Source organism: Bradyrhizobium sp. BR 1433 (genome assembly GCF_051547665.1).
Lineage (GTDB): Bacteria > Pseudomonadota > Alphaproteobacteria > Rhizobiales > Xanthobacteraceae > Bradyrhizobium > Bradyrhizobium australafricanum.
On sequence record NZ_JBPUGG010000001.1, the window covers coordinates 7,942,721 to 7,967,933 of the forward strand.

Annotated in this window: 17 protein-coding genes and 2 pseudogenes; 11 read left to right on the forward strand and 8 right to left on the reverse strand. The window is 65.3% G+C overall.

Annotation, left to right across the window (positions count from 1 at the left end; all coding sequences use genetic code 11):
- Positions 1–192: 192 nt before the first annotated feature.
- Positions 193–645, reverse strand: a complete 453-nt coding sequence (locus tag ACSKB9_RS38150; RefSeq protein WP_016847524.1) for a MaoC family dehydratase — start codon at positions 643–645, stop codon at positions 193–195.
- An 11-nt stretch (positions 646–656) separates the two neighbouring features.
- Positions 657–1,148, reverse strand: a complete 492-nt coding sequence (locus ACSKB9_RS38155; protein WP_438079530.1) for a MaoC family dehydratase — start codon at positions 1,146–1,148, stop codon at positions 657–659.
- A 170-nt stretch (positions 1,149–1,318) separates the two neighbouring features.
- On the opposite strand from ACSKB9_RS38155, the gene ACSKB9_RS38160 reads away from it, so the two are divergent.
- Both ACSKB9_RS38160 and ACSKB9_RS38165 read left to right on the forward strand, forming a co-directional pair.
- Positions 1,319–2,089: an IclR family transcriptional regulator domain-containing protein gene (locus ACSKB9_RS38160; RefSeq protein ID WP_438079531.1), complete on the forward strand. Its 771-nt coding sequence runs from the start codon at positions 1,319–1,321 to the stop codon at positions 2,087–2,089.
- Between the two features lie 165 nt (positions 2,090–2,254).
- Entirely contained in the window at positions 2,255–2,881 is a 627-nt protein-coding gene (locus tag ACSKB9_RS38165; protein WP_438079532.1) for a pyridoxamine 5'-phosphate oxidase family protein, read from the forward strand.
- Positions 2,882–2,924: 43 nt separating this feature from the next.
- Here the strand turns inward: ACSKB9_RS38165 and ACSKB9_RS38170 are convergent.
- Positions 2,925–3,351 (reverse strand): annotated as a pseudogene (locus ACSKB9_RS38170) (hypothetical protein).
- Positions 3,352–3,613: 262 nt separating this feature from the next.
- Here ACSKB9_RS38170 and ACSKB9_RS38175 point away from each other — a divergent pair.
- Positions 3,614–4,786, forward strand: coding sequence for a M20 aminoacylase family protein (locus ACSKB9_RS38175; RefSeq protein WP_438079533.1), 1,173 nt, complete (start codon positions 3,614–3,616; stop codon positions 4,784–4,786).
- Positions 4,787–4,789: 3 nt separating this feature from the next.
- Here the strand turns inward: ACSKB9_RS38175 and ACSKB9_RS38180 are convergent, their stop codons facing one another.
- Positions 4,790–5,548: a cytochrome P450 gene (locus ACSKB9_RS38180; protein WP_438079534.1), complete on the reverse strand. Its 759-nt coding sequence runs from the start codon at positions 5,546–5,548 to the stop codon at positions 4,790–4,792.
- A 112-nt stretch (positions 5,549–5,660) separates the two neighbouring features.
- On the opposite strand from ACSKB9_RS38180, the gene ACSKB9_RS38185 reads away from it, so the two are divergent.
- Together ACSKB9_RS38185 and ACSKB9_RS38190 are read left to right on the forward strand one after the other, a co-directional pair.
- Positions 5,661–6,068: a hypothetical protein gene (locus ACSKB9_RS38185; protein ID WP_438079535.1), complete on the forward strand. Its 408-nt coding sequence runs from the start codon at positions 5,661–5,663 to the stop codon at positions 6,066–6,068.
- 42 nt (positions 6,069–6,110) lie between these two features.
- Positions 6,111–7,019, forward strand: coding sequence for a LysR family transcriptional regulator (locus tag ACSKB9_RS38190; protein WP_438079536.1), 909 nt, complete (start codon positions 6,111–6,113; stop codon positions 7,017–7,019).
- A gap of 91 nt (positions 7,020–7,110) precedes the next feature.
- Here ACSKB9_RS38190 and ACSKB9_RS38195 read toward each other — a convergent pair whose 3' ends face one another.
- Positions 7,111–8,733: an inorganic phosphate transporter gene (locus ACSKB9_RS38195; RefSeq protein ID WP_438079537.1), complete on the reverse strand. Its 1,623-nt coding sequence runs from the start codon at positions 8,731–8,733 to the stop codon at positions 7,111–7,113.
- Between the two features lie 534 nt (positions 8,734–9,267).
- On the reverse strand, positions 9,268–10,716 hold the full coding sequence (locus tag ACSKB9_RS38200; RefSeq protein WP_438079538.1) for a UdgX family uracil-DNA binding protein: 1,449 nt from the start codon (positions 10,714–10,716) through the stop codon (positions 9,268–9,270).
- A gap of 327 nt (positions 10,717–11,043) precedes the next feature.
- Between ACSKB9_RS38200 and ACSKB9_RS38205 the strand changes: the two genes are divergently transcribed.
- From ACSKB9_RS38205 to ACSKB9_RS38215, 3 genes and pseudogenes are all read left to right on the forward strand, one after another.
- Entirely contained in the window at positions 11,044–11,877 is an 834-nt protein-coding gene (locus ACSKB9_RS38205; protein WP_438079539.1) for an ImuA family protein, read from the forward strand.
- The gene (locus ACSKB9_RS38210) at positions 11,768–13,417 is read left to right on the forward strand and encodes a Y-family DNA polymerase (protein WP_438079540.1); all 1,650 of its coding nucleotides are present in this window, start codon (positions 11,768–11,770) and stop codon (positions 13,415–13,417) included. The genes ACSKB9_RS38205 and ACSKB9_RS38210 overlap by 110 nt, the downstream gene beginning before the upstream one ends.
- Positions 13,414–16,850: pseudogene (locus tag ACSKB9_RS38215) on the forward strand (error-prone DNA polymerase). The gene ACSKB9_RS38210 and the pseudogene ACSKB9_RS38215 overlap by 4 nt, the downstream one beginning before the upstream one ends.
- Positions 16,851–17,692: 842 nt before the next feature.
- On the opposite strand, the gene ACSKB9_RS38220 reads toward ACSKB9_RS38215, so the two are convergent.
- The gene (locus ACSKB9_RS38220; protein WP_018270628.1) at positions 17,693–17,980 is read right to left on the reverse strand and encodes a hypothetical protein; all 288 of its coding nucleotides are present in this window, start codon (positions 17,978–17,980) and stop codon (positions 17,693–17,695) included.
- A 122-nt stretch (positions 17,981–18,102) separates the two neighbouring features.
- On the opposite strand from ACSKB9_RS38220, the gene ACSKB9_RS38225 reads away from it, so the two are divergent.
- From ACSKB9_RS38225 to ACSKB9_RS38235, 3 genes are all read left to right on the forward strand, one after another.
- On the forward strand, positions 18,103–19,509 hold the full coding sequence (locus ACSKB9_RS38225; RefSeq protein WP_438079541.1) for a CoA transferase: 1,407 nt from the start codon (positions 18,103–18,105) through the stop codon (positions 19,507–19,509).
- Between the two features lie 151 nt (positions 19,510–19,660).
- Entirely contained in the window at positions 19,661–20,908 is a 1,248-nt protein-coding gene (locus ACSKB9_RS38230) for an efflux RND transporter periplasmic adaptor subunit (RefSeq protein WP_057015665.1), read from the forward strand.
- Positions 20,909–21,023: 115 nt separating this feature from the next.
- Positions 21,024–24,158 carry an efflux RND transporter permease subunit gene (locus ACSKB9_RS38235; protein ID WP_438079542.1) on the forward strand — a complete coding sequence of 1,045 codons (3,135 nt, stop codon included), beginning with the start codon at positions 21,024–21,026 and terminating at the stop codon, positions 24,156–24,158.
- Here ACSKB9_RS38235 and ACSKB9_RS38240 read toward each other — a convergent pair.
- Complete coding sequence (locus ACSKB9_RS38240; protein ID WP_438079543.1) at positions 24,151–25,119, reverse strand: amidohydrolase family protein; 969 nt, start codon at positions 25,117–25,119, stop codon at positions 24,151–24,153. The two genes, ACSKB9_RS38235 and ACSKB9_RS38240, sit on opposite strands and share 8 nt — an antisense overlap.
- Positions 25,120–25,213 lie beyond the last annotated feature (94 nt).

Genomic DNA, 25,213 nt, shown 5'->3' on the forward strand with positions numbered 1-25,213 from the left:
CGGCGGCAGGCTCCCTCGCCCCGTTCTTAGGGGGAGAGGGTTGAGGTGAGGGACCGTCTCCCCATAGACGGTGACAGCAACCCTCGCGGAGGCTCGCCCTCACCCGGAATGCATCTAGCGATGCATTCCCGACCTCTCCCCGCAGGCGGGGCGAGGTAAGTCGAGCCCGTTGCTCCGATCGAGTGCGCGCGGCTATCCCGCCTTCGCGTTCGGCGGAAACTCCAGCATCGCTTCGCCGGCCGCGACCGTCTCGCCGCGCTGGTTCTGTACGGCGACGTCGACCAGCACCCAGCGTGACTTCGCGGTCGTTTGCTTGGCTTTGATGGTGCCGGCCGGGCGGATGGTGTCGCCGGGCTTCACCGGCTTCAGCCAGCGCGTTTCGAGCCTGCGATGGATCGCGCCGGCCGGAAGCGCCCAGTCGGTCAGCATGCGCGAGATCAGGCCGAAATTGTTCATGCCGTGCATGATGATGCCGCCGAAATTGGTCTTGCCGAAATCGCCCTTCATGTAGTTGTCGTCGAGATGCAGCGGGTTGTAGTCGAGCGACGCATCGCAGAACAGGCGGATCGATTCGCGCGAAACCGCGAATGCCGGGCCGTCGATGGTGTCGCCGGCCTTGAGAGATTCGAAATTCGCCGTGGTCATGGTGATCCTCCTTACATCGGACGGATGGTCTGGCCGCGACCCGAGCAGATCACGTCGCCATGCTGGTTGAAGAAGACGTTGTCGTGCACCACGAACAGCCGCTCGCGCTTGATGAACTTGTCGAGCGCGCGCGCCTGCAGGGTGATGGTGTCACCGGGGCGTGCCGGGATGTTGTAGCTCCACGACTGCCCGGCATTGACGGTGCCCGGCGAGCGCATCCAGTCGTCGGCCGGCGTGCAGGCGAACATCAGCAGGATATGGATCGCGGGCGGCGCGATCGGCCCGCCATAGGGTCCGGCCTTGGCGGCTGCTTCGTCAAGATAGAGCGGATTGGTCTCGCCGACTGCACGGCAGTACAGCGCGATCGCTTCCTGCGTGAGCTTGTAGGGCAGCGTCTTGCGCGGCTCGCCGGGGACGATGTCGTCCCACACCTTGCGCAGCTTCGCGTCTTTCCAGAAATCGGTTTCGAACGGGGTGGCCGCAGAACTTTCTGCTTGCGCCATCGTGCATCCTCCTGCTATTGAGTTCGTCAGGCGAACAATTAATTCGCTGTATGAATTCACGCTAGCGCGGTCGGGAGCCCCTGACAAGCGCGCAGGGCCGCGTCATGTGCAGGCAGCCATGCGGGCTGCGATGTCATGAGCGCGATGACGGAACCAGCTGGGCGCCCGCCATGAGCAAAGAGAGTGACGGCTTCGTGCGCGCGATTGCGCGCGGCTTCTCGATCATCGAGGCACTCGGCAAGCCGCCGGGGCGGCACACGCTGGCGGAGGCCGCCGATACTGCCGGCCTCAACCGCGCCACCGCGCGGCGTATCCTCGCGACCCTGATCGCGCTGAAATATTGCGCCTCCGACGGACGCTATTTCAGCCTGCGGCCGCGCGCGCTCGGGCTCGGCCTGTCTTATCTCAACGCGCTGCCATACTGGGGTCATGCGCAGCGTGCGCTGGAAAACCTGCGCAACGAGATCGGCGAGTCCTGCGCGATGGCGGTGCTCGACGAGGATGAGATCGTCTATGCGCTGCGCCTGCCGGCGCGGCGGATTCTTTCCGCCAATCTCGGCGTCGGCAGCCGACTGCCCGCGCATCTGGTCTCGCTCGGCCGCGTCATGCTCGCGGCGCTGCCGCCCGGCACCCGCGAGGCTTATCTCGCGACCGGGGGCTTCAGGCAGGTCACGCCGCGCACGGTCACCGATCCGAAGCGTCTTGGCGAGTTGCTCGCGCGGGTCGAGAGCGACGGCTATGCCTGGGTCGACGGCGAACTCGATCCGGCGATCTGCGGCATCGCGGTGCCGTTGCGCGATCCCGCGGGCGCGGTAGTCGCCGCGCTCAGCGTCAACACGATCTCGGGGACGGTGAGCGAAGCCGGCGCGCGCAAGAAGTATCTCTTGCCGCTGCGCCGCACGGCGCAGGAGATCCGCAGCCAGATGCTCACATCAGGGTAGGGAACGGCCGTCATCGACGCCCTTTTCACCCGCTCCGGACCTGGATGGCTTTTCACGCCCGTGCCGAATGAATAGTCTTTCGCTTTGCTGGCCGGATGAACTGCCAAGGAAAATCGCGGCCACGTCAAAGTGCAGATCGATTGCTCAACTTGCCGGAGGATTCCCGTGGCCGACCCAGTCCGCGCCCCTTTCTATCACGACGGAATGCGTGAGTTGCAGGACCGCTTCGACGGTCGGCGTGTCGCCGACGGCCTCGAGAAGCATCGCCTCCACTTCGAGTTCTGGGAACAGGACCGCAAGCTCATCGAGGAGACGCGCTTCTTTTTCATCGCGACCAGCTATCAGGACAACGTCGATTGCTCGATGCGTTCCGGCGATCCCGGCTTCGTGAAGATCACCGGGCCTGATACGCTTGAATTCCCTGAGTACGACGGCAACAACATGTACCGCACGCTCGGCAATATTCACCGCAACCCGAATGTCGGGCTGCTGTTCGTACGGCTCGACGGCAAGACGTTTCGCACGCGCATCCGAGGCAAGGCAACGATCCACGACGGCGCCGAAGTGCTTGCCGGGCATCATGGCGCGAAGGTCGTCGTGCGCGTCAAATGCGAGATCTTTCCAAATTGCCCGCGCTACGTTCCGGACCTGATGGGCGCCTCAGCGGACGTACCGGCGAATCTGTACGTGCCTCGGCCCGGGTACGAGCCGCCCGCTCCGGAATGGAAAAGCCGGGATTACCTCAAGGACGTCCTTTCGAAGTACGATCCGCATCGGAAACGTGACGCATAGCGGGCAGCCGGGAACCGCATCCGGACGAGCGAGCAAACCGCGATCAGGGCAGCGGCGCCATGTAGGGAATGCTGCCGACCAGAGCGAACACCTGCACCGCGTTGCACAGCATGCCGCCCCAATGCAGCTGGCGTAGCCGCCGCACCGCGGTCGGATCACCCGAGTTCTCGCGCGTCCGCCTCGGCATCGAGCCGTCGCAAAAACCATCGGCGCGCCAGCACCGCGAACGCCGCGATCAAGGCGATGCCAAGCGCAACGGCGAACCGGCCGGCCGTGGCAAAGGCGAGCGCGCCGATCACGCCCGAGACAGTGAGCACGAGGAAGTAGGCATTGAACATGCCGCGCAGCAGCCGCGTGACTGGCGGGACGTCGAGCTTCACAAGCAGGAACGCCGGCGCCGCCAGCAGGAAGTATCCCATCGGCACCAGCAGGATGATGGTGGAAAACAACACCGCCTGATCCGGCGTCATGCAGCCGCTCCGTGTTGGAAGGCGAGAGGATTTCGGTGCGGGAAACCTGGGGTAGTATCCGTGCGGGATAGGTCCCGCACTATTAGGCTTTGGTCGGATGCGATGATTTCAGGCCCGAGGTCTGCGCAAAGTCCAGCGAGGGACGGCCCGCATCCCGATTGCGAATGCAGGCCCCAGCCGCGAGCATGCCACATCTGTTTGGGTGGACCGGCTCTTGCATGCTAGAGATGACTTACGTCCAACCTCTGAGGCCAGAATTCTCATGCCCATCGTGAACCGCGTCGCCGATCTGCAACCCGATATCCAGGCCTGGCGCCGCGACATCCATGAAAACCCCGAGCTGCTCTACGATGTGCATCGCACTGCATCATTCGTCGCCGACCGGTTGCGCGAGTTCGGTTGCGACGAGGTCGCGACCGGGCTCGGCAAGACCGGCGTGGTCGGGGTCATCAAGGGCAAGAAGGGGCCGGCCAAGGGCGACGTCAAGGTGATCGGCCTGCGCGCCGACATGGACGCGCTGCCGATTCACGAACAGACGAATTTGCCCTACGCCTCGAAGACGCCGGGCAAGATGCACGCCTGCGGCCATGACGGCCACACCGCGATGCTGCTGGGGGCGGCGCGCTATCTCGCCGAGACGCGCAATTTCGCCGGCGACGCGGTCGTGATCTTCCAGCCGGCCGAGGAGGGCGGTGCCGGTGCGGCCGCGATGATCAAGGACGGCCTGATGGACCGCTTCGGCATCGAGCAGGTCTACGGCATGCACAACGGCTCCGGGATTCCGATCGGCTCGTTCGCGATCCGCACCGGCCCGATCATGGCCGCGACCGATGCGATCGACATCAAGATCGAAGGGCTCGGCGGTCACGCCGCGCGTCCGCACAAATGCATCGATTCTGTGCTGGTCGGCGCGCAGCTCGTCACCGCCTTGCGGCAGATCGTCGCGCGCACCGTCGATCCGCTCAACTCCGCCGTGATCTCGATGTGCGAATTCCACGCCGGCAACGCCCGCAACGTGATCCCGCAGACTGCGGAGCTGCGCGGCACCGTGCGCACCCTGACCCGCGAGGTGCGCGACCTTATCGAGAAGCGCGTGCGCGAGGTGGTCGACGGCGTTGCGAAGATGACCGGCGCGAAGATCGATCTGACCTATGAGCGCGGCTACCCGGTCACCGTCAACCATGAGGCGCAGACCGCATTCGCGAGCCGCATCGCGCGCGAGGTCGCGGGCGCGTCCAACGTGCACGAGATGCCGCCGCTGATGGGCGCCGAGGATTTTTCCTACATGCTGGAAGCGCGACCCGGCGCCTTCATCTTCTGCGGCAATGGCGACAGCGCCGGCCTGCATCACCCTGCCTACAATTTCAACGACGAGGCGATCGTCTATGGGACCTCGTATTTCGTGAAGATCGTGGAGAACGCGCTGGCGGCGTGAGGCTCACGCGTCCCATCGCACCGGCAGCGTCACCGGTCCGCGGAACACCCAGCCGCGCACGACCGGCGGCGCCTCCGCGCGGAGGCGCAGATTGCGCAAGCGCGCGAACAGCATCGGCGCCACGATCTTGCCGACGGTGAGCCGTGACACCCAGGTGCCGGCGCAGAAATGCGGTCCGGCGCCGAATGCCAGATGCGATTGCTTGGGCCGCGTCACGTCGAAGCGATCGGGCTCGACAAAGCGGCTGCCGTCGCGGTTGGCGGCGCCGACGCAGAGGCCGATCTGAAGGTCTTGCGGCAGCGTGGTGCCGGAGAGCTCGACATCGCGGGTGACGCGGCGCGGATACATGCCGATCGGCGAGATCCAGCGCACCGCTTCCTCGAGCGCGGCCGGCCACAGCTCCGGCTTCGCCAGCACGCCGTCCTTCTGTGCCGGGTTTTCCAGTAGGCCGAGCACAAGCGTCAGGATCGCATCGCGCGGCTCGTTCAGGCCGCCGCCGATGATCACCTTGATGTTGGCGCGAATGCCCTCGATCGGCATCGACGGATCGGCATTGACCATCGAGGACAGGATCGAAGGATTTGGCTGGCTGCGGAGATCGTCGAGCACCGCGTCGATCGCGGCATCGACATCGGCGCTCGCCTGCATCGCCTTGCGCTCGATCTCGGCGTCGGCGGCGTAATTGCCCGCGCCGTCGATCAGCGCCTGCGACCACTCGGCGAGGGTCTGCCACGGCATCACGCGAAAGCCGATCATCGCCATCAGGCTGAGTCGAGGCCATCGGCGCGGCCAGGGCGGAGAACAGATCGGCCCCGTCGCTCCCGGCCAGCTCGTCGATCAGCTTTTCTGCGATCGCGGTGAATTTCGGTGCCCAATGCTCCTTGATCGTGGCCAGTCGGAACGAGGGCTCGATCGCCTTGCGGCCGATCGCGTGTTCAGCGCCGTCCTTGCGCATGAAGGTCGGCCCCATCACCTTGTTGACCAGCGAGGCCGGATTGTCGGCCGAGTAGGTCGCGGGATCGCGCTCGATCCGCATGATGTCGTCGAAGCGCGTCACCAGTGTCAGCTTCGCGGGCGCGACGAAGACCGCCGGCGCGATCTCGCGCAGGCGGCGGAAGATCGGATACGGGTCGTCGAGCAGATCCTGATACGCGATATCGGTGACGACAGGCACGGCGCTGGTCATTGGTCCTCCCGGGAGCGCTTTTTCGCGAAGGCTAGCTCCGGGTGCGCGATCGCTCAATTCGATGGGATTGATCTGGCCCATCGAAATATTCCATGACCTTGTGCTAGGCTGGGCCGCCAGCAATGCGGGAGGTGCAGCGTGGCGGCCAATTCCTCGATCGATCCGATCGACATCGGAACTATGCGGACCCTTGTGCTGGTCTATGACCTGCAGTCGTTCTCCGCCGCCGCCAAGCGGCTCGACGTCAATCAGTCCACCATCAGCTATGCGATCGAGCGGCTGCGCGGCGCGCTGCATGACCCGCTGTTCGTCCGCAGCGGCAATGGCGTGACGGCGAGCGAACGCTGCGCGGCGCTGGTCGCCTGGGCGCGAGAGATGATCGGCGAAATTGACGGGCTTGCCTCACCGGCGGAGTTCGATCCGGCGACGGCGCAGGGCAGCGTGACGATCTCCTGCAACTATCACGAACGCCAGACCCTGATCCCGCAGTTCAGCACGCGGCTGCGCGCCGGCGCGCCGCGGGTCCGTCTCGTCCTGCTCGATGCCGCGGGCCACGGCAATGTCCATCTCAAGCAGAACCAGTGCGACATCGTGCTTGGTCCGGTCGGCATCGCCGGCGAAGGCTTCTTCCGTCGCCATATCCTCGCCGATCACTATGTCTGCGTGATGGATCCGGCCAATCCGCTCGCGCGCGGCCGGATCGCGCTGTCGGCCTATGCCAGGGCCGAGCATGTCTTCATCACCCACAGCGGTGAGTGGCAGCCGCTCTATCTCGCGGCGCTGAGGGCGAGGAAGATCGAGATCGAGCCAGTGGTCAGCCTGCCCAACCACGACAGTCTGGAGCGCATCATCACAGGCACCAGGCTCGTCGCGACTATCCCGCATCATCTGGCGCGGGCGATGCGCGGCGGCCTCCATGTCGCTGCGCTGCCGTTCCGCGTGCCGATCTCGATCGACATGCACTGGGGCGCCAGGACGGCCAAATCCGGCTTGCACAAATGGGCGCGCGGCCTGCTGGCCGAGGTTGCGAAGGCCTGCGCCGCCTGAGCAAGGAGCCGGGCTGCAGGTCCAAAGCAAAAGGCCCGCACCGGAGTGCGGGCCTTTGTCCGGCGCGTTGCTGCGCCGAAAGCGTGGGGCGTCAGAACAGGTGGTAGAACACGTAGTACAGAACGCCCGAGATGATCATCGCCGCCGGCAGCGTCAGCACCCAGGCCATCGCGATGTTGCGGATCGTGGCCCATTGCAGGCCGGAGCCGTTGGCGGCCATGGTGCCGGCGATGCCTGACGACAGCACGTGCGTGGTCGAGACCGGCAGGCCGTAGCCGTCGGCCGCCGCGATCGTCGCGGCCGCCGTGATCTCGGCGCAGGCGCCCTGCGCGTAGGTCAGGTGGGTCTTGCCGATCTTCTCGCCGACGGTGACGACGATACGCTTCCAGCCGACCATGGTGCCGAGGCCGAGCGCGATGGCGACGGCGAACTTCACCCAGCTCGGGATGAACTTCGTCGCGGCATCGAGCGAGCCCTTGTACGCGTTCAGCGTGGCGATGTCGGCAGCGGTCAGCTCGGCTTCCTTGTCCTTCATCAGGAAACGGATCGCCTCGGACGCCAGGTACATGTCGTTACGGGTGTTGCCGACCGCGTCAGCCGGGAACTTGGCCAGCGATCCATACTGGGCAACCTGTTGGCCGATGTCGCGCACCAGCACCGCAAGCGACGGAAAGGTGCCTTCGTTGATCTGGTGCTGCGCGACATAGTTGGTCACAGCCGGGCGCGGATTGCCGATCACGTTGTAACCGGCGGCCTTGCCTTCGATGACCTTGCTGGCCGCGGTCGAGTGCGCCGTGAACAGCTCGATCTGGCTCGAGGGCATCGCGCGGTTCAGCGCATAGGCGGTCGGCACGGTGCCGATCAGGATCAGCATGATCAGGCCCATGCCCTTCTGACCGTCATTGGAGCCGTGGAAGAAGCTGACCAGCGTGCAGGTCAGGATCAGGATGCCGCGGATCCACCACGGCGGCGGCTGGTCGCCGACCGGTTCGCCGAACAGCGCCGGCGTCGCGCGCTGCAGCGCGATCTTGAGGAGGTAGAGCAGGCCGGCGGCGAGCGCGAAGCCGAACAGCGGCGACAGCAGCAGCGCCTTCGCGATGTTGGTCGCCTGCGACCAGTCGACACCCGAGGTGCCATCACGGCCGCGCAGCAGCGCGTTGGTGATGCCGACGCCCATGATCGAACCGATCAGGGTGTGCGAGCTCGAGGCCGGCAGGCCGAGCCACCAGGTGCCGAGATTCCAGATGATGGCGGCGATCAAGAGCGCGAACACCATGGCAAAGCCGGCACTGCTGCCGACCTGCAGGATCAGCTCGACCGGAAGCAGCGAGACGATGCCGAACGCGACGGCGCCGCTGGAGAGCAGCACGCCGATCAGGTTGAACATGCCCGACCACACCACGGCGACATGCGCCGGCAGCGAGCGGGTGTAGATCACGGTGGCGACCGCGTTCGCGGTGTCATGGAAGCCGTTGACGAATTCGAAGCCGAGCGCGATCAGCAGCGCGACGAACAGCAGGATATACGGCAGGAACGAGGTGATGCGCGTGCCGGTGGCGTCGACATCGACATAGATGCTGTAGGCAACGAACAGCAGCGCGGCCGCAACCACGCCCAAATAGATAACCCCGGTGAGAGGATGAAAGCCCTTGTCGAGGTCCGGACCCTTTTTCAGGGCGGGCTCGATCGAGCCGGGTAACGCCATATCGCTCATGGTAAACTCCTGTCCCAATGCTCCCGATTTTGATCGATGCATATGACAAGCAATTGAAATCCGGCCCGCGAGCCGCGCCGGTCTCCCGTGGCGGTGGACATCGAGCCGAAGTTTTGTGCAACGCATTGAGCGCGCACGTGGCTTCGCGGCCTCGTGGCAATCTTCAGCAACAAGGGATCGCTGATCGCGACGGAAAGCTGCGGCCTGCGTTTCGCAGGACGAGACAATGTGCGGACGGCATCACACCGGCATCCGGCCGGCCGGGCAGCCGGAGAATTCGGCGGACGCCTGCGAGTGAAAGGTTGCGAAATGAGGGAGGGGGATTGAGAGATGAGGTGGCGCGCCGCACGATCGGGGCTAGCAAACCGCGCAGCGCGCCCGCCTCAGGGTACGTCATGGCGTGAACATGACGCCCGATACCTGCGGAACACGCCACCTTACCACGGATCAATTCAAGGTTGTAGGTATTTGTCCGCAGCTTAGAACAATTTCTCGTTGCGATGTGGTTCTTCGGTTCCGTCGATTTTGCGGAACTCACGCTGCGTCGGCTGATCTGCGCAACTGGTGTGCGGCGATTTTCAGATCGTCGATAAAGCGCTGATATTCCAGCGCCTTGGCTTTTTCATCCGGCAGCCGCAACAGATAGGATGGGTGCACGGTGACGAGCACCTTGGTTCCGTCGTGGTCGATCAGATGGCCGCGGTTCTTGTTGATCGGCGTGATCTTGCCGAGCACGCTCTGCGCGGCGGTGGCGCCGAGTGCCATCACGAGGTCCGGCTTGATGGTGGCGAGCTCGCGCTCGTACCATTGGCGGCAGGCGCGGATCTCCGGTGTGCTCGGCTTCTGGTGCAGCCGGATCTTGCCGCGCGGCACGAATTTGAAGTGCTTCACCGCGTTGGTGACATAGACCTTGCGGCGATCGATGCCGGCTTCCTGCAGCGCGCGATCGAGCATCTGGCCGGCCGGTCCGACGAAGGGGTGGCCTGCGAGATCTTCCTTGTCGCCGGGCTGCTCGCCGACCAGCATCAGCGTTGCGCTCTGCGGTCCCTCGCCGAACACGGTCTGGGTTGCGTCTTTCCATAGCGGGCAGGCGCGGCAATCGGCGGCCTCCTCGCGCAAGGCCGCGATCGTGTCGTGAGCTTGCCTGTCTTGAACTTGCTTGCCTTGAACTTGCTTGCGGGGCATCGGCGTATCCTGCCGCTTCTGCGGCTCGGCCGCCTTGCGTGCGATGAAGGGGCCGCTGGTCATGCGCATTGCGTCTTCGATCAGGGGTTTAATGATCGAGTCCTCGGGCAGGTTCCTCCAATAGGCTTGCGGCATCTCCATCACTTTCAGCCGTGCGGGATTGAAGCGGCCGTTGTCGTGACGCCGCCAGGCCTCCTCGAGCCGGTCCTCGGTCGGCACTTCGGATTTGGCGACGCCCGGCGTGATCGAGATCGCGTGCCCGTCCCAATGTGCGCAGACGTCGGGGGTCAGGATCGACCACGGCATGTCGGCGAAGCGGCCGGCGAAGAACGGCGCGGCAAGCTCGACGATGTGATGCTCCGGCTCGAACCATGCGACGTAATGCGCCGTCCGCTCGCGGCCGATCTCGCGGAAGCGCAGATGCGCATGCATCCTGTCGATATCGACATAGACCGCGCGCGCCATCGCGTGGACCTCGGCGATATCGGGATCATCGGTCGCACTGAGCAGATCGTGACGGCTGCGCAGCCGCCACAGCAGGCGATAGAGCAGGGCAAAGCGTTCGTCACTGCGATGCAGGATCGCGGCCTTTGCGAGCTCGACGAATTTGGCCGACACATTGAACCGCGCCTGCGGCGTATCCGGCAATTCATTCATGCAGGATGCCGACGACAATTCGTCGTCGCTGCGTACGGTCCATGTGATCTCTGCGGGCTTCACATCGTTCAGCGCCAATCGCCGCGCGGCCTTGCGCCAGCCCTCGAAATCGGTGTCGTTGTCGAGCACGATGATGCGCATGCGATTGCTCCGTTTCCGTCACGCGCCATTTTCGGGGCTGCGTGGCTAACACTGCGGAAGATCAGGGCCCGTCCGGTTCGGCGGCTGCTGATCCCATTGATTCCACTCATGAATCAATGAGCTCACCAATCCGATTGACTCTGCGGGCCCTGTTAGCTTTATATTAGAACATATCATGAACAAATGAGCCAGTCCCTGGTTCTCTGTTCAGACCAGTGACGGCCTCAAATTTTGGTTGGAAGGAGCGGCGCATATGCCGGAGCGCGATCAGCAAAAGTGGTCGCCGGTTTTGCGTCCGATCGCGCTCCTCTTTTTTAAGAAAGGCGCATGATCTTGTCGCCAAACCGCTCACACTTTGGCGGATCATGCGCCGCCGCACGCATGGGTACGCTTGCGTCTCTGCGCGGCAGCATCGCGCGCATCGAGGCGCCATCGGATGCGGCGATGCCGAACCGAGTCGCGCTCGGACACGCCGGCGCGGATGCGATGCTGCGCGGCGGGCTTGCGCCGGCGGCATTGCACGAGGTGTTCGCGGCCGGCCATCAAGGCGGCGCGGCGACCGGCTTCATTGCGGGGCTCGCCGGACGGCTGTCGGCACGCAAGCCGCTGGTCTGGGTGCGGCAGGATTTTTCCGATCGCGAAAACGGCGCGCTATCGATGCGCGGGCTTGCCGAGCTCGGCCTCGATCCGCGCCTCTTGGTCACGGTGCGCGCTGCCGATGTCGATAGCGGCCTGCGCGCCGCGGCCGACGCGCTCGCCTGCGATGCGCTCGGCGCGGTCGTGCTCGAGGTCTGGGGCCAGGCGCGCCAGCTCGATCTCGTCGCCAGCCGCAAATTGACCCTGGCCGCGCAGGCCTCCGGCGTCACCGCGCTGGTGCTGCGGATCGCGACAACCCCGATCCCCTCGACCGCGGAGACGCGCTGGATCGTGCGCGCGGCGCATTCGCCGCCGGGCAATGCCGCGAGCGTGTGGGGCGCGCCGCGCTTCGAGGCCGAACTCGTGCGCAATCGTCATGGCCCGGTCGGGCGATGGATCATGGAATGGAAATGTGATGAGTGCCAATTCAGTGAACCGTCGGCGTATCCTCAGCCTGTGGCTGCCACGCCTGCCCATCGACCGCATCAAGCGCAAGCTCGCGCAGGACATCGCCTCGCAAGTTGATGCACGGGAGGTGGCAGGGCTCCCTCTCCCGCAAGCGGGAGAGGCGAAGAAAGCAGAACTCCCCAGCGTCGTCGTCACAAAAGACCACAACGCGATCCTGCTGCATGCCGTCGACGAGGCCGCGGTGCGCGCCGGGCTGTCGATCGGGCTGCCGCTCGCCAATGCGCGGGCGATCTGTCCGGAGCTCACGGTCTATGATGCCGATCCCGCTGCCGATCTGAAGACGCTGAACGACATCGCCGACTGGTGCGATCGCTTCACGCCGCTGGTCGCGCTCGATCTGCCTTACGGGTTGTTTCTCGACATCACCGGCTGCGCGCATCTGTTCGGCGGCGAGCGCGTGCTGCTGCAGACCGTGACGGGGGCGCTGAGCCGGCGCGGCTTTGCCGTCAGCGCGGCGATTGCCGGCACCTCGATCGCGGCGCGTACGCTGACGCGCACCGCCTCGGGCAGGATTGTCGCCGATGGCGAGGAAGCGGCGGCGGTCGGCCCGCTGCCGGTGTCGGCGCTCGGTGCCAATGCCGCTGTCACCACCGGCCTGCGCCGCGCCGGCTTGAAGACCATCGGCGATGTTGCCTCGCGCGCGCCGCATGAAATCTCGGCGCGGTTCGGTGCGGCCTTCACCACCTTGCTCGGCCACGCGCTCGGGCAGGGCGATGCCCCGATCAGCCCGCGCAAGCCGCTGCCCGATTACATCGTCGAGAAGCGTTTCCCCGAGCCGATCGCGACCGACACCGTGATCGCGCTGACGCTCTCAAGCCTCGCCAAGATGCTGGTTGCGGCGATGGACAAGCAGGGCAAGGGCGCCCGGCAGCTGAAGGCGAGCTTCTTCCGCACCGACGGCGCGGTGCGCGCGATCATGGTCGAGACCGGGCGTCCGGTGACGCGGCCCGAGATGATCGATCGCCTGTTCCGCGAGCGGCTCGATACGCTGAACGATCCGCTCGATCCCGGCTTCGGCTTCGATCTCATTCGCCTCGCCGCCGGCCGCACCGAGATTGTGGTGCAGCAGCAGCGCGATCTCGACGCCACCATACACGACAATGACGAGCTCTCGGTGCTGATCGATCGCATCGCCGCCCGCATCGGCGGAAAACGCGTCGTCGTGCATCTGCCGCTGGAGAGCCACATCCCCGAACGATCGGCGCTCGCGCTGCCGGCGCAGCATCATCTGGCCGCGGCCAGCGCCGCCGCCTGGCCGGAGCACGTTGCGAGCGAACCACCGCTGCGTCCCTTGCGGCTATTCGAGCAGCCCGAACCGATCAAGGTGCCGTTCGCGACCGTGCCCGACGGTCCGCCGCATCAATTCACCTGGCGGCGCGCGCAGCACGAGGTGGTGCGGGTCGAGGGCCCCGAGCGCATCGCGATGGAATGGTGGAAGCAGGACGGCGCGTCGCTGACGCGCGATTATTTCCGCGTCGAGGATGCCGAAGGCCAGCGCTTCTGGATCTTTCGCGACGGTCTCTACGAGAGCGAGCTGCGCGACGAGGAGGGCAAGCCCGTTCCGGCCAACTGGTATGTGCATGGGCTGTTCGCATGAGCGCACCTCCACCTGATTATGCCGAGATCGGCATCACCAGCAATTTCTCCTTCCTGCGCGGCGGTTCCGATCCGCGCGCCTATGTGCATCAGGCGAGCGAACTCGGGATTCCCGTGATCGGGCTCGCCGATCACAACACGCTGGCCGGCGTGGTGCGCGCCTGGAAGGAGCTCGACAGCGAGAAGGTTGCCCATCCGCCAAAGCTTTTGATCGGCGCCCGCATCGTCTTCATCGACTCTACGCCCGACATCCTGGTCTATCCGCGCGATCGCGCCGCCTATGGCCGGCTGTGCCAGCTCCTGACCCGCGGCAAGCGCGGCGACGACATCGTGCGGATCGAGAAAGGCGAGTGCCATCTGAAGCTCGCCGACCTCCTCGACTTCGTCGAGGGGCAGCTCCTGGTGCTGGCGCTGCCGCATCGCTTTGAGGAGGCAGGCACGCTCGATCTGCTTGCAAAGCTGAAGGCAAGCGCCGCCGACGGCGTCTGGCTCGCCGCAAGCCTGCTCTATCGCGGCGACGACAGGCGCCGCCTCGCGCGGCTGCATGGCCTCGCCACCGACGCCGGTGTGCCGCTCATCGCCACCAACGAGGTGCTCTATCACCATCCGGCGCGCCGCCCGCTGCAGGACGTGCTGACCTGCATCCGCGAAAAGACCACGATCGAGGCGGTCGGCCGCAGGCTCGAGGCCAATGCCGAGCGGCATCTCAAGCCGGCGCATGAAATGATCAGGCTGTTTCGCGATCTGCCGGACGCGATCGCGGAAACCATGCGCTTTGCTGCACGCATCTCTTTCTCGCTCGACCAGCTCAAATATCAGTATCCCGACGAGCCGGTGCCGCCGGGCAAGACCGCGCAGCAGCATCTGGAAGATTTGACCTGGGCCGGTGTCGACAAATATTTCGGCGGCGAGATCGACGAAAAGCTTCGCACCACCCTGAACAAGGAGCTCGCGCTGATCGCCGAGCTGAAATACGCGCATTACTTCCTCACCGTGCACGACATCGTGCACTATGCGCGCAGCCAGAACATCCTGTGCCAGGGACGCGGCTCGGCAGCCAATTCCGCGGTCTGCTTCGTGCTTGGCGTCACCTCGGTCGATCCGACCAAGGTCGATCTGTTGTTCGAGCGCTTCATCTCCAAGGAGCGGCTGGAGCCGCCCGACATCGACGTCGATTTCGAGCATTCGCGGCGCGAGGAGGTGATGCAATATGTCTACCGCCGCTACGGCCGCCACCGCGCCGCGATCATCGCCACCGTGATCCATTATCGCCCGCGCAGCGCGATCCGTGACGTCGGCAAGGCGCTCGGGCTGACCGAGGACGTCACCGCGGCGCTCGCCGACACCGTGTGGGGCAGCTGGGGCAAGGGCCTCAACGACATGCAGGTGCGACAGGCCGGGCTCGATCCCAAAAATGCGATGATCAACCTCGCGGTCGAGCTCGCCACCGAGCTGATCGAGTTTCCGCGTCATCTCTCGCAGCATGTCGGCGGCTATGTACTGACCCAGGACCGGCTCGACACCTATGTGCCGATCGGCAACGCCGCGATGGACGACCGCACTTTCATCGAATGGGACAAGGACGACGTCGACGCCCTTAGCATGATGAAGGTCGACGTACTGGCGCTGGGCATGCTGACCTGCATCCGCAAATGTTTTGACCTGATCGCCGACCACAAGGGCGAGCACTGGGAGCTAGCTTCGGTCCCGCAGGACGACAAGAAAGTTTACGACATGCTGTGCCGCGGTGAATCGCTCGGCGTGTTCCAGGTCGAGAGCCGCGCCCAGATGAACATGCTGCCGCGGCTGAGGCCGCAGACCTTCTACGATCTCGTCATCGAGGTCGCGATCGTGCGCCCGGGCCGATCCAGGGCGACATGGTGCATCCCTATTTGCGCCGGCGGAACGGCCAGGAAAAGGTGAGCTATCCATCGCCGGCGCCCGACCACGGCGACAAGGACGAGCTCTACAACGTGCTGCACAAGACGCTCGGCGTGCCGCTGTTCCAGGAGCAGGCGATGCGGATCGCGATCGAGGCGGCCCATTTCACGTCGGAGGAAGCCAACGGCCTGCGCCGCTCGATGGCGACCTTCCGCAATCTCGGCACGATCGGCAGCTACGAGGAGAAGCTGGTCGGCAACATGGTGGCGCGCGGCTACGATCCGGATTTCGCCCGCAGCTGCTTCGACCAGATCAAGGGCTTTGGCAGTTACGGCTTCCCGGAAAGCCATGCCGCGAGCTTTGCCCAACTCGTCTACATCTCCTCATGGCTGAAGCACCATCATCCGGATGCGTTCTGCTGCGGCCTGCTCAACTCGCAGCCGATGGGCTTCTATGCCCCGGCCCAGATCGTCGGCGACGCCCGCAAGAACGGCGTCACGGTGCGCGAAGTCGATGTCTCCCATAGCTTTGCGCAGAACACGCTCGAGGAGAAGGTCGGCGATCATTGCGCGGTGCGGCTCGGCTTTCGCCAGATCGACGGATTTCACTGGCTGGATGAGGACGAGGAGAGGCTGAAACAGCTTCAACTGTCATTCCGGGATGGTGCGCTAGCACCAGACCCGGAATCTCGAGATTCCGGGTTCTCGCTTCGCGATCCCCGGAATGACGGTGTTGAGACGGACTGGGCCGACCGCATCGTTGCCGCGCGCAACCGCCGGCCGTTCACCTCGCTGGAAGACTTCGCGCGCGACACCGGCCTGCCCAAGCGCGCGCTGATCCTGCTCGCCGACGCCGATGCGTTCCGCTCGCTCGGGCTCGACCGCCGCGAGGCGCTGTGGGCGGTGCGCCGGCTGCCCGACGACGTGCCGCTGCCGTTGTTCGAGGCCGCCACCGCACGCGAGCAGCCGGATGAGGGCGCCAAGCCGCTGCCGGAGATGCCGCGTCCGGAGCAGGTGGTCGCCGATTATCAGACCATCCGCCTGTCGCTGAAGGGCCATCCGATGGAGTTTTTGCGCGACACCTTTACAAAGGAGCGCGTCGTCGCCTGTCACACCATCAACCGGAGCAACGACCGCCGCCGCGTCCGCTGTGCCGGCGTCGTGCTGGTGCGGCAGCGGCCGGGCAGCGCCAAGGGCGTCGTGTTCATGACACTGGAGGACGAGACCGGCATCGCCAACATCGTGGTGTGGCCGAAGGTGATGGAGCAGTACCGCAAGGAGGTGATGGGCGCGCGCCTGATCCTGGTCGAGGGCTATATCCAGAGCAGCCCGGAGGGCGTGACGCATCTGGTGGCGCAGCGCATGACCGATCGCTCCCACGATCTGATCGGCCTCGCCAATAAATCCTTGAGCCGCAAGCATCCGGTGCCGGCGGGCCCCGCGCTGATCGAGCCGCTCAACGACGACCGCCGCGATCACGGCGACAACTCGCCGCAAAAGATCCGCCACCCGCGCAACGTCCGCATCCTGCCGCCGTCCCGCGATTTCCATTGAACCGCGTGCGACGGCTCTCTCACCGTCACCCTGAGGAGGCCGCGGAGCGGTCGTCTCGAAGGGCGACGGCCCGGCTTTCTCCGCGCGACTGCCAGCGGGGCCGTGCATCCTGAGGCGCGCAAGCGCGCGCACCTCAGGATGACGGTATCCTCTATCCACGTTATCGCGAGCGAAACGAAAGCTCGGATAGATCGTGTCGCGAGAATGCGGATGTATGACTCACATACCGCGCCACACACGCAATGTCGTCCTGGCGAAAGCCAGGACCCATAACCACAAATGGGAATTGTCTTGCGCGACGCCGGAACGACGAGTCCCATTCACAACACCCGCTGCGGAGTATGGGTCCCGGTCTTCGCCGGGACGACAGCGGAGGACGTGTCCTCTCGGTTCAAAACCCGCATGCGCGGGTGATGACACCGCGCTGTTTGACATCTTGGATTGCGACTCATCCTCGCCGTCGTCCCGGCGAAGGCCGGGACCCATAACCACCGTTGCAAATGGTTACGCGATGCTGGAACGACGAGTGCCATCCACAACATCCGCTGCGGCGTATGGGTCCCGGCCTTCGCCGGGACGACGCCTGGGACTTAACCACCGAAGCAAATTGCCATGCACTCTTGCAACGGCGAGTCCCGCCTACAACATTCGCCGCGGCGTATGGGTTCTCCGAGTTCATGCGGCGCGAACGCGCCATTGTCCATCCAACCAGTTCATCGACTGATGTCGCGCGAATGCGAACGTGTAGCCTACACGCCAATGCTGACACGTAGCTTACAGCTGGTCCTGTCGGACGGGCCCCATGTCGCATCACGATGGATGACTTCCTCGGCCGCTGCATGCTACTCCACCGCGGCGCCGACCGGCGGTCCGCCCGGCGGGCGGTGCAGGAAGGTGATCGATGCGTAGGCGCCGACCCACGAGCCGAGCGCGGCGAAGGCGACGTAGAGCCAGTTTTCGGTGTAGCTGATCACCGCATAGGAGGAGAGCACATACCAGACGCTGCTCCAGGTCGCCGCCGGCACGCGCTTGCGCGCCACGACCGCCGAGGTGAACATGACATAGACCGCGTCGGTCGCTGCGGTCGCGAGGAAGACAGCGCCGGCGGTGAGAGGATCGATGGCAGCCATTGCAACTCCTGTGTGGGTCGGGCAGAGCTGGATATAAGCAGGGCCGGAAATGATTGTTGGGATCGGGCACCGCCTTTTTGTCATCATGCTCGGGCATAGGATAATCGCAAACGGGTATGCGCATGCAGGACATTCGTGAAATCCTTTCCGATGTCTGGACCGGCGCCGGCGGCGCGCCGGCCGCGCTCGATGCGGTCACATTGACCGGCAGCGAGCCGCAGCTGCCGTCGTCGTTTCGGGTCGCAGCCGCAGCGCAGGCGCCGATCGCAGCAGCCGGCCTCGCCGCGGCCGAGATCTGGAAGGCCCGCAGCGGCGAGCAGCAGGACGTCGCGGTCGACATCCGCCATGCCGTCGTCGAATGCCGCAGCGAGCGCTATTTGCGCGTCGACGACAAGCCGCCGCCGCCGGCCTGGGACAAGATCGCCGGCGTCTATCGTGTCAAAGACAACCGCTTTGTCCGCCTGCACACCAATTTCCCGCATCATCGCGACGCCGTTTGCAAGGTGCTCGGCTGCAACGCCGAGCGTGACGAGGTCCAGGCCGCGCTGCTGCAATGGGACGGCGAGGCGTTCGAGACCGCGGCCTACGCCGCCGGCGGCGTCGTCGCCTTGATGCGCTCGCACGACGAGTGGTCGGCGACGACGCATGCCAAAGAACTGGCAAAACTGCCGCTGATCTCGATCGAGAAGATCGGCGAGGCCGCGCCGAAGCCGTGGCCTGCGGGCAACCGGCCGCTGGCCGGCATCCGTGTGCTCGACCTGTCGCGCGTGATCGCCGGTCCCGTCGCGGGCCGCACCCTCGCGGCGCAGGGCGCCGACGTGCTGCTGATCTCCGGTCCCGATCTGCCGGCGATCCCCTGGCTCACCATCGACACCGGCCGCGGCAAGCTCACGAGCTTCCTCGAGCTGCGGAGCGAAGAGGGGCGGGGCGTGATGCAGTGTCTGGTGGCGCAGGCCGATATTCTCTCGCAGGGCTATCGGCCGCAGGCGATCGCGCGGCTCGGCTTCTCGCCGGAGGAAGCGGCGCGGATCAATCCCGGGATCGTCTATGTGACGCTGTCGGCCTATGGCCATGCCGGACCATGGGCCGAGCGCCGCGGCTTCGACTCGCTGGTACAGACCACGACCGGCTTCAATCACGCCGAAGGACAGGCGGCCGGCACGGATGGGCCGAAGGAATTGCCGGCCCAGATGCTCGACCACGCCACCGGATATTTCATGGCGTTCGGTGCGATGATGGCGAAGGCCCGCCAGGCCCGCGAAGGCGGCAGCTGGCACGTCCGGGTATCGCTGGCGCAGACCGGACGCTGGCTGTGGAATCTCGGCCGCCTCGAAGGAGGCCTTGCGACCGAGGACCTGAAGGCGGATGCGGTGCAGCCCTTCATCGAACGGCTGCCGTCAGGCTTTGGCACGCTGAGTTCGGTCCGGCATGCCGCCGTGCTGTCCAGGACCCCGGCCCATTGGTCCCGTCCGGCCATGCCGCTCGGCAGCCACCCTCCGGAGTTTCCTGCCCCGGAGTTTCCCGGATGAGACATTCAGCTGCCGTTCAGGCTATGCAAACTTTAACGACAGGCATCGCCGAAGGGCGATTTTTAGGTTGTTTGAGACGCCAATTCAGCACTATTAGCGCACCGCTGGGGCCGTCCCGCCGGATGCTGCAACGATTGACCCCGCGGACCGCATGGTGAAAGAGTTTACCAAGAGAATGCAGAGCTTTAGCCGCCCGCGCCTGGTCGTGGCCGCGGCGCTGCTGGCGGTTGCCTGCGCGGGTGCCTATGGCTACACGCGTTTCGGCTCAGAAAAGCAGACATCTTCGGAAGTCTCCAGCCAGTCCCGCAAGGGCGGCGCGCGCTATGCGCCGTCGGCGGCCGAGTGGGCCAGCCTGACCTTCCAGACCGTCAGCGAGCACACCTTCCGCTCCGAGCTGGTGACCGAGGGCAAGATCGGCATCGATGAGGACCGCTCCACCCCGGTCTACTCGCCCTATACCGGACGCGTCACCCGCCTCATGGTGCGGCCGGGCGATGCCGTGGTGAAGGGCCAGCCGCTGTTCGTGATCGAGGCGGCCGACACCGTGCAGGCGCAGAACGATTACATCGCGGCGATGACCGGCCTCAACAAGGCGCAGTCGGCGCTCGACCTGGCGCAGATCCAGGAGAAGCGCGCCAAGGATTTGTCCGAGGGCAAGGCGATCCCGCTGAAGGATTATCAGCAGGCCCAGACCGCGCTGGTGCAAGCGCAGAACGATGCACGCTCGGCGCAGACGCTTTTGGAAGCGGCGCAGAACAAGCTGCACATTCTCGGCTTCGGCGACGACGACATCACGACGCTGCGCCAGAAGGGCCGCCTCAATCCGGAGACGACGGTGTTCGCGCCGATCGGCGGCACCGTGGTCCAGCGCAAGGCCGGTCCCGGCCAGTATGTCTCGACCGGTGCCAGCGACCCGGTCTACGTGATCGGCGATCTGTCGACGGTCTGGCTGATCGCCTTCGTCCGCGAATCCGACGCCGACAATGTCGCCGTCGGCCAGGACCTCACCTTCAGCGTGATGGCGCTGCCGGGCAAGACGCTGAACGCCCGGGTCAACTATGTCGCCGCGGCGATCGACGCGACCTCGCGCCGGCTCCTGGTTCGCGCCACCATCGACAACGCCGACAAGCGGCTGAAGCCCGAGATGTTCGCCAATGTGACGCTGTATTCGAAGGGCGATCACCCGGCCGTCGGCGTGCCGAAGCAGGCGCTGATCTACGAGGGCGACCAGGTTCGGCTCTGGGTCGCGAGGGCCGACGACAAGACCATCGAGCTGCGTCAGATCAAGCCCGGCCTCATCAATGGCGACCTCGTCGAGGTGGCCGGCAACCTCAAGCCGGGCGAGCAGATCGTGACGAAGGGAAGCCTCTTCATCGACCGCGCCGCATCAGGCACCTAAGCGCATGATCCGGAAAAGCGGGAAGTGGTTTTCCCTCCCGACAAACGCGCAACGCGTTTGCGCGGAGATCACGCTCAATAAGAAAATTCCCTTCCAGTTGAAAGCGCCGATCTGAATGGATCGCCTCGTCGCCCTTGCCGTCAATCGCCGCTACTTGATGGTGGCCATGTTCGTGGCCGTCCTCATCGGCGGCCTGCTCGCGTTCAAGCAGCTCAACATCGAGGCCTATCCCGATCCGACCCCGCCGATGGTCGATATCGTGACGCAGAGCCCGGGCCTCTCGGCCGAGGAGATCGAACGCTACATCACGATCCCGATCGAGACCCAGGTCGCCGGCATCAAGAACCTCAAGACCATCCGTACCATCTCGCTGTACGGCCTTTCCGACGTCAAGCTGCAGTTCTCCTTCGACTACACCTATGACGAGGCGCTGCAACAGGTGCTCAACCGCCTGTCGCAGCTCGCGCCGCTGCCGGGCAACGTGCTGCCCGGCATCTCGCCGCTGAGCCCGATCGGCGAAATCTTCCGCTACCGCCTGAAGGGACCGCCGAACTACAGCGTGCTCGACCTCAAGACGCTGCAGGACTGGGTGCTGCAGCGCCGCTTCCGTGCGGTGCCCGGCGTGATCGACGTCACCGGCTGGGGCGGCAAGACCAAGACCTACGAGATCCAGGTCGACTTCAACAAGCTGGTCGCCAACGGCCTGACGCTGCCGCAGGTGCTGCAGGCTGTGTCCAACGCCAACATCGATGTCGGCGGCAACACCGTGAACATCGGCTCGCAATCGGCGGTGGTGCGCGGCGTCGGCCTGATCCGCTCGATCGACGACCTCGCCAACACCATGGTCTCGCAGTCCGGCGGCAATCCGGTGCTGGTGCGCGACATCGCCCATGTCACGATCGGCGAGAAGCCGCGGCTCGGCATCGCTGGCCTCGACAATGACGACGACATCGTGCAGGGCATCGTCCTGATGCGCCGCGGCGAGCAGAGCTCGCCGACGATTTCCCGCGTCGAGCAGCTGGTCCACGACATCAACCATTCCTCGATCCTGCCGCCCGGCGTGAAGATCGAGCGGATCTACGACCGCAAGGACCTGATCGAGCTCACCACCCACACCGTGCTGCACAACATGGTGGTCGGCATCCTCCTGATCGTGCTGTTGCAGTGGATCTTCCTCGGCGACCTCCGCAGCGCGCTGATCGTCGGCGCGACGATCCCGTTCGCGCTGTTCTTCGCGGTGATCATCCTGGTGCTGCGCGGCGAATCCGCCAATCTGCTGTCGGTCGGCGCGATCGATTTCGGCCTGATCGTCGATGCCACCGTGATCATGGTGGAGGCGATCTTCCGCCGGCTGTCCCAGACCACCGCGCTGTCGGAAGACGAGCGAAGCCACATCTCCGAGGACACGGTGATGGGGATGAAGAGCCACGCGATCCTGTCGGCGGCCGCCGACGTGTCGCGCTCGATCTTCTTTGCCGCGGCGATCATCATCGCGGCGTTCCTGCCGCTGTTCACGCTGTCCGGCGTCGAGGGCAACATCTTCGGCCCGATGGCGCGCACCTATGCTTACGCGCTGGCCGGCGGGCTGCTGGCGACGTTCACGGTGACGCCAGCGCTCAGCGCGATCATCCTGCCGGCGCATATCCACGAGACCGAGACCTGGATCGTCAAGAAGCTCGACGCGATCTACCTGCCGGTGCTGAACTGGGCGATCGCCAACCGCAAGCTGGTGATGGCCGGCGCGGCCGGCCTCGTGGTCATGACCATTATCTTCGCGCGCTTCCTCGGCCTCGAATTCCTGCCCAAGCTCGAAGAGGGTAATCTGTGGATCCGCGCCACGCTGCCGCCGACGATCTCGCTGCAGGAGGGCAATGCCTATGTCAACGAGATGCGGAAGCTGATCCGCAGCCGTCCCGAGGTGGTATCGGTGGTGTCGCAGCACGGCCGTCCCGACGACGGCACCGATGCGGCCGGCCTGTTCAACGCCGAATTCTTCGCGCCGCTGAAGCCGGCCAGCGAATGGCCAAATACTCACGACAAGGACGTGCTGACCGCGCAATTGCTGGCGCAGTTGCAGGAGAAATTCCCGGGCGTCGAATTCAATTTCTCGCAGTATCTGCAGGACAACGTGTCGGAAGCGGTGTCCGGCGTGAAGGGCGAGAACTCGATCAAGCTCTACGGCAATGATCTGCAGGCGCTGACCGACACCGCCAACAAGATCAAGTCGGTGCTGTCGACGGTGCAGGGCGTCACCGATCTTGCGGTGTTCACCTCGCTCGGCCAGCCGACCATCCAGATCGACGTCGATCGTGCGCGCGCCGCGCGCTATGGCCTGTCACCGGGCGACATCAACGCCACGATCCGGGTTGCGGTCGGCGGCGACAGCGCCGGCGACCTCTATGAGCCCGGCAGCGACCGGCACTTCCCGATTATCGTCCGCCTTGCGCCGGAATATCGCAAGAGCGCGGAGGCGATCCAGAACTTGCGGATCGGGGTGGCCAACGCCAATGGCGGCATCACGCAGATCCCGCTCTCGGAGGTGGCCTCGATCAACCTGATCTCCGGCGCGGCCTACATCTACCGCGAGCAGCAGGAGCGCTATTTGCCGATCAAGTTCTCGGTGCGCGAGCGCGACCTCGGCAGCGCGATCCGGGAGGCGCAGCAGAAGATCGACGAGCAGGTGCAGCTGCCGCCGGGATCGCGTGTCGAGTGGGTCGGCGAGTTCGGCAACCTGCAGGACGCGATCAGGCGGCTGTCGATCGTGGTGCCGATCAGCCTCGCGCTGATCGCGGTGCTGCTGTTCTTCAATTTCGGCTCGATGGTCGACACCATGCTCGCGATGAGCGTGATCCCGATGGCGATCTTCGGCGGCGTGCTCGGGCTTCTGATCTCGGGGATTCCGTTCAGCGTGTCGGCGGCGATCGGTTTCATCGCGCTGTTCGGCATCGCGGTGATGGACGGCATCATCATCCTGTCGCAGTTCAACCAGCTGATCGACGAAGGCTACGACCGGATGCGCGCGGTGATCCGCACCGGCGAGCTGCAGCTGCGTCCGGTGCTGATGACCTGCGTGGTGGCGGGCGTCGGCCTGTTGCCGGCGGCGGTATCGGAGGGCATCGGCTCGCAGGTGCAGAAGCCGCTCGCCATCGTCGTCGTCACCGGCATGATGCTGGCGCCGCTGGTGATCCTGATCACGCTGCCGGTCTTGATCTCCTACTTCTCGCGCCGGCCGAAGGACAGCCTCAGGTGAAGCCGTAGAGCCGCGCCGGATTGTCGACCAGGATCGCCTTGCGGACCGCGGCGTCCGGCGCCCAGACCGAAAGCTGGTTGAGGAGGCGGCCGTCGTCGATCTGAAACAGCGGCGTCACGTCGGTGACCTTCTTGCCTTGCGGCGTCACCGAATCCGGATGCGGCCAGTCGGTGCCCCAGACGATGCGCTCGGCATTGGCCGCGATCAGCGCCTGCGCCAGCGGCGTGGCGTCGGCATAATCGGGCGCGAGCTTGGAGGCGCGGTAGGCGCCGGAAATCTTGACATAGGCCTTGCCGGATTTGACCAGCGCGAGCAGGTCGGCAAATCCCGGCTGGTCCGTGCCGAGGGCGGCCTCGGCGCCGCCGAAATGGTCGAACACGACCGGCACCGGCGCTGTGGCGACGAGGTCCTTGATCGCGGAGATCATGGCGAGGCTGGTGAACAGCTGCACATGCCAGCCGCGCGCCTTCATCCGCTCGATCGCGGCCGAGAAGCGCTGCCGGCCGACATTCGGATCGTTGACGCCGCCGGTCGCGAGGTTGAGGCGGATGCCGCGGAAGCCGGCCTTGTTCATGGCATCGAGATCGCTCTCGCTGGTCTTGTCGTCGATCACGGCGACGCCGCGCGCGGTCGGCCCGCGGGCCGTGATGCCGAACAGGGTCGACGAATTGTCGGGGCCGTAGACGCTCGGCGTCACGATCACCACGCGCTCGACATGCAGCGCCTTGTGCAGCGCGCTCATCTCCTCCGGCGAGGCCGGTTCCGGCGTGTAGACGCGGCCGGCGAAGAACGGGAATTTCTCGGGGTCGCCATGGATGTGAGTGTGGCAGTCGCACGCCCCGGCAGGCACGTCGAAGTTTACCGCGGTCGATGGTTGCGCTGCCTTGGAAAATGCGTTGCTGCTGGTCATGGTCACTCCGGCTGCGATGGAAGCCAGCATCATATCGCGTCGCGTCAGCATTGGACGTCTCCCTGCGTGCTCGGCTGTTATGCGCGTCATACGCGCGCCGGCATTATGGGTTGCCGGCGGGGGCGGAGGTTATCGGCGGAGAGAG

What these genes read in the sequence shown, in the direction of transcription:
- ACSKB9_RS38150 (WP_016847524.1), bottom strand. Translation starts at nt 645, where the DNA reads ATGACCACGGCGAATTTCGAATCTCTCAAGGCCGGCGACACCATCGAC.
- ACSKB9_RS38155 (WP_438079530.1), bottom strand. Translation starts at nt 1,148, where the DNA reads ATGGCGCAAGCAGAAAGTTCTGCGGCCACCCCGTTCGAAACCGATTTC.
- ACSKB9_RS38160 (WP_438079531.1), top strand. Translation starts at nt 1,319, where the DNA reads ATGAGCAAAGAGAGTGACGGCTTCGTGCGCGCGATTGCGCGCGGCTTC.
- ACSKB9_RS38175 (WP_438079533.1), top strand. Translation starts at nt 3,614, where the DNA reads ATGCCCATCGTGAACCGCGTCGCCGATCTGCAACCCGATATCCAGGCC.
- ACSKB9_RS38180 (WP_438079534.1), bottom strand. Translation starts at nt 5,548, where the DNA reads ATGGCGATGATCGGCTTTCGCGTGATGCCGTGGCAGACCCTCGCCGAG.
- ACSKB9_RS38185 (WP_438079535.1), top strand. Translation starts at nt 5,661, where the DNA reads ATGCTCCTTGATCGTGGCCAGTCGGAACGAGGGCTCGATCGCCTTGCG.
- ACSKB9_RS38195 (WP_438079537.1), bottom strand. Translation starts at nt 8,733, where the DNA reads ATGAGCGATATGGCGTTACCCGGCTCGATCGAGCCCGCCCTGAAAAAG.
- ACSKB9_RS38200 (WP_438079538.1), bottom strand. Translation starts at nt 10,716, where the DNA reads ATGCGCATCATCGTGCTCGACAACGACACCGATTTCGAGGGCTGGCGC.
- ACSKB9_RS38205 (WP_438079539.1), top strand. Translation starts at nt 11,044, where the DNA reads ATGATCTTGTCGCCAAACCGCTCACACTTTGGCGGATCATGCGCCGCC.
- ACSKB9_RS38210 (WP_438079540.1), top strand. Translation starts at nt 11,768, where the DNA reads ATGAGTGCCAATTCAGTGAACCGTCGGCGTATCCTCAGCCTGTGGCTG.
- ACSKB9_RS38220 (WP_018270628.1), bottom strand. Translation starts at nt 17,980, where the DNA reads ATGGCTGCCATCGATCCTCTCACCGCCGGCGCTGTCTTCCTCGCGACC.
- ACSKB9_RS38225 (WP_438079541.1), top strand. Translation starts at nt 18,103, where the DNA reads ATGCAGGACATTCGTGAAATCCTTTCCGATGTCTGGACCGGCGCCGGC.
- ACSKB9_RS38230 (WP_057015665.1), top strand. Translation starts at nt 19,661, where the DNA reads ATGGTGAAAGAGTTTACCAAGAGAATGCAGAGCTTTAGCCGCCCGCGC.
- ACSKB9_RS38235 (WP_438079542.1), top strand. Translation starts at nt 21,024, where the DNA reads ATGGATCGCCTCGTCGCCCTTGCCGTCAATCGCCGCTACTTGATGGTG.
- ACSKB9_RS38240 (WP_438079543.1), bottom strand. Translation starts at nt 25,119, where the DNA reads ATGCTGACGCGACGCGATATGATGCTGGCTTCCATCGCAGCCGGAGTG.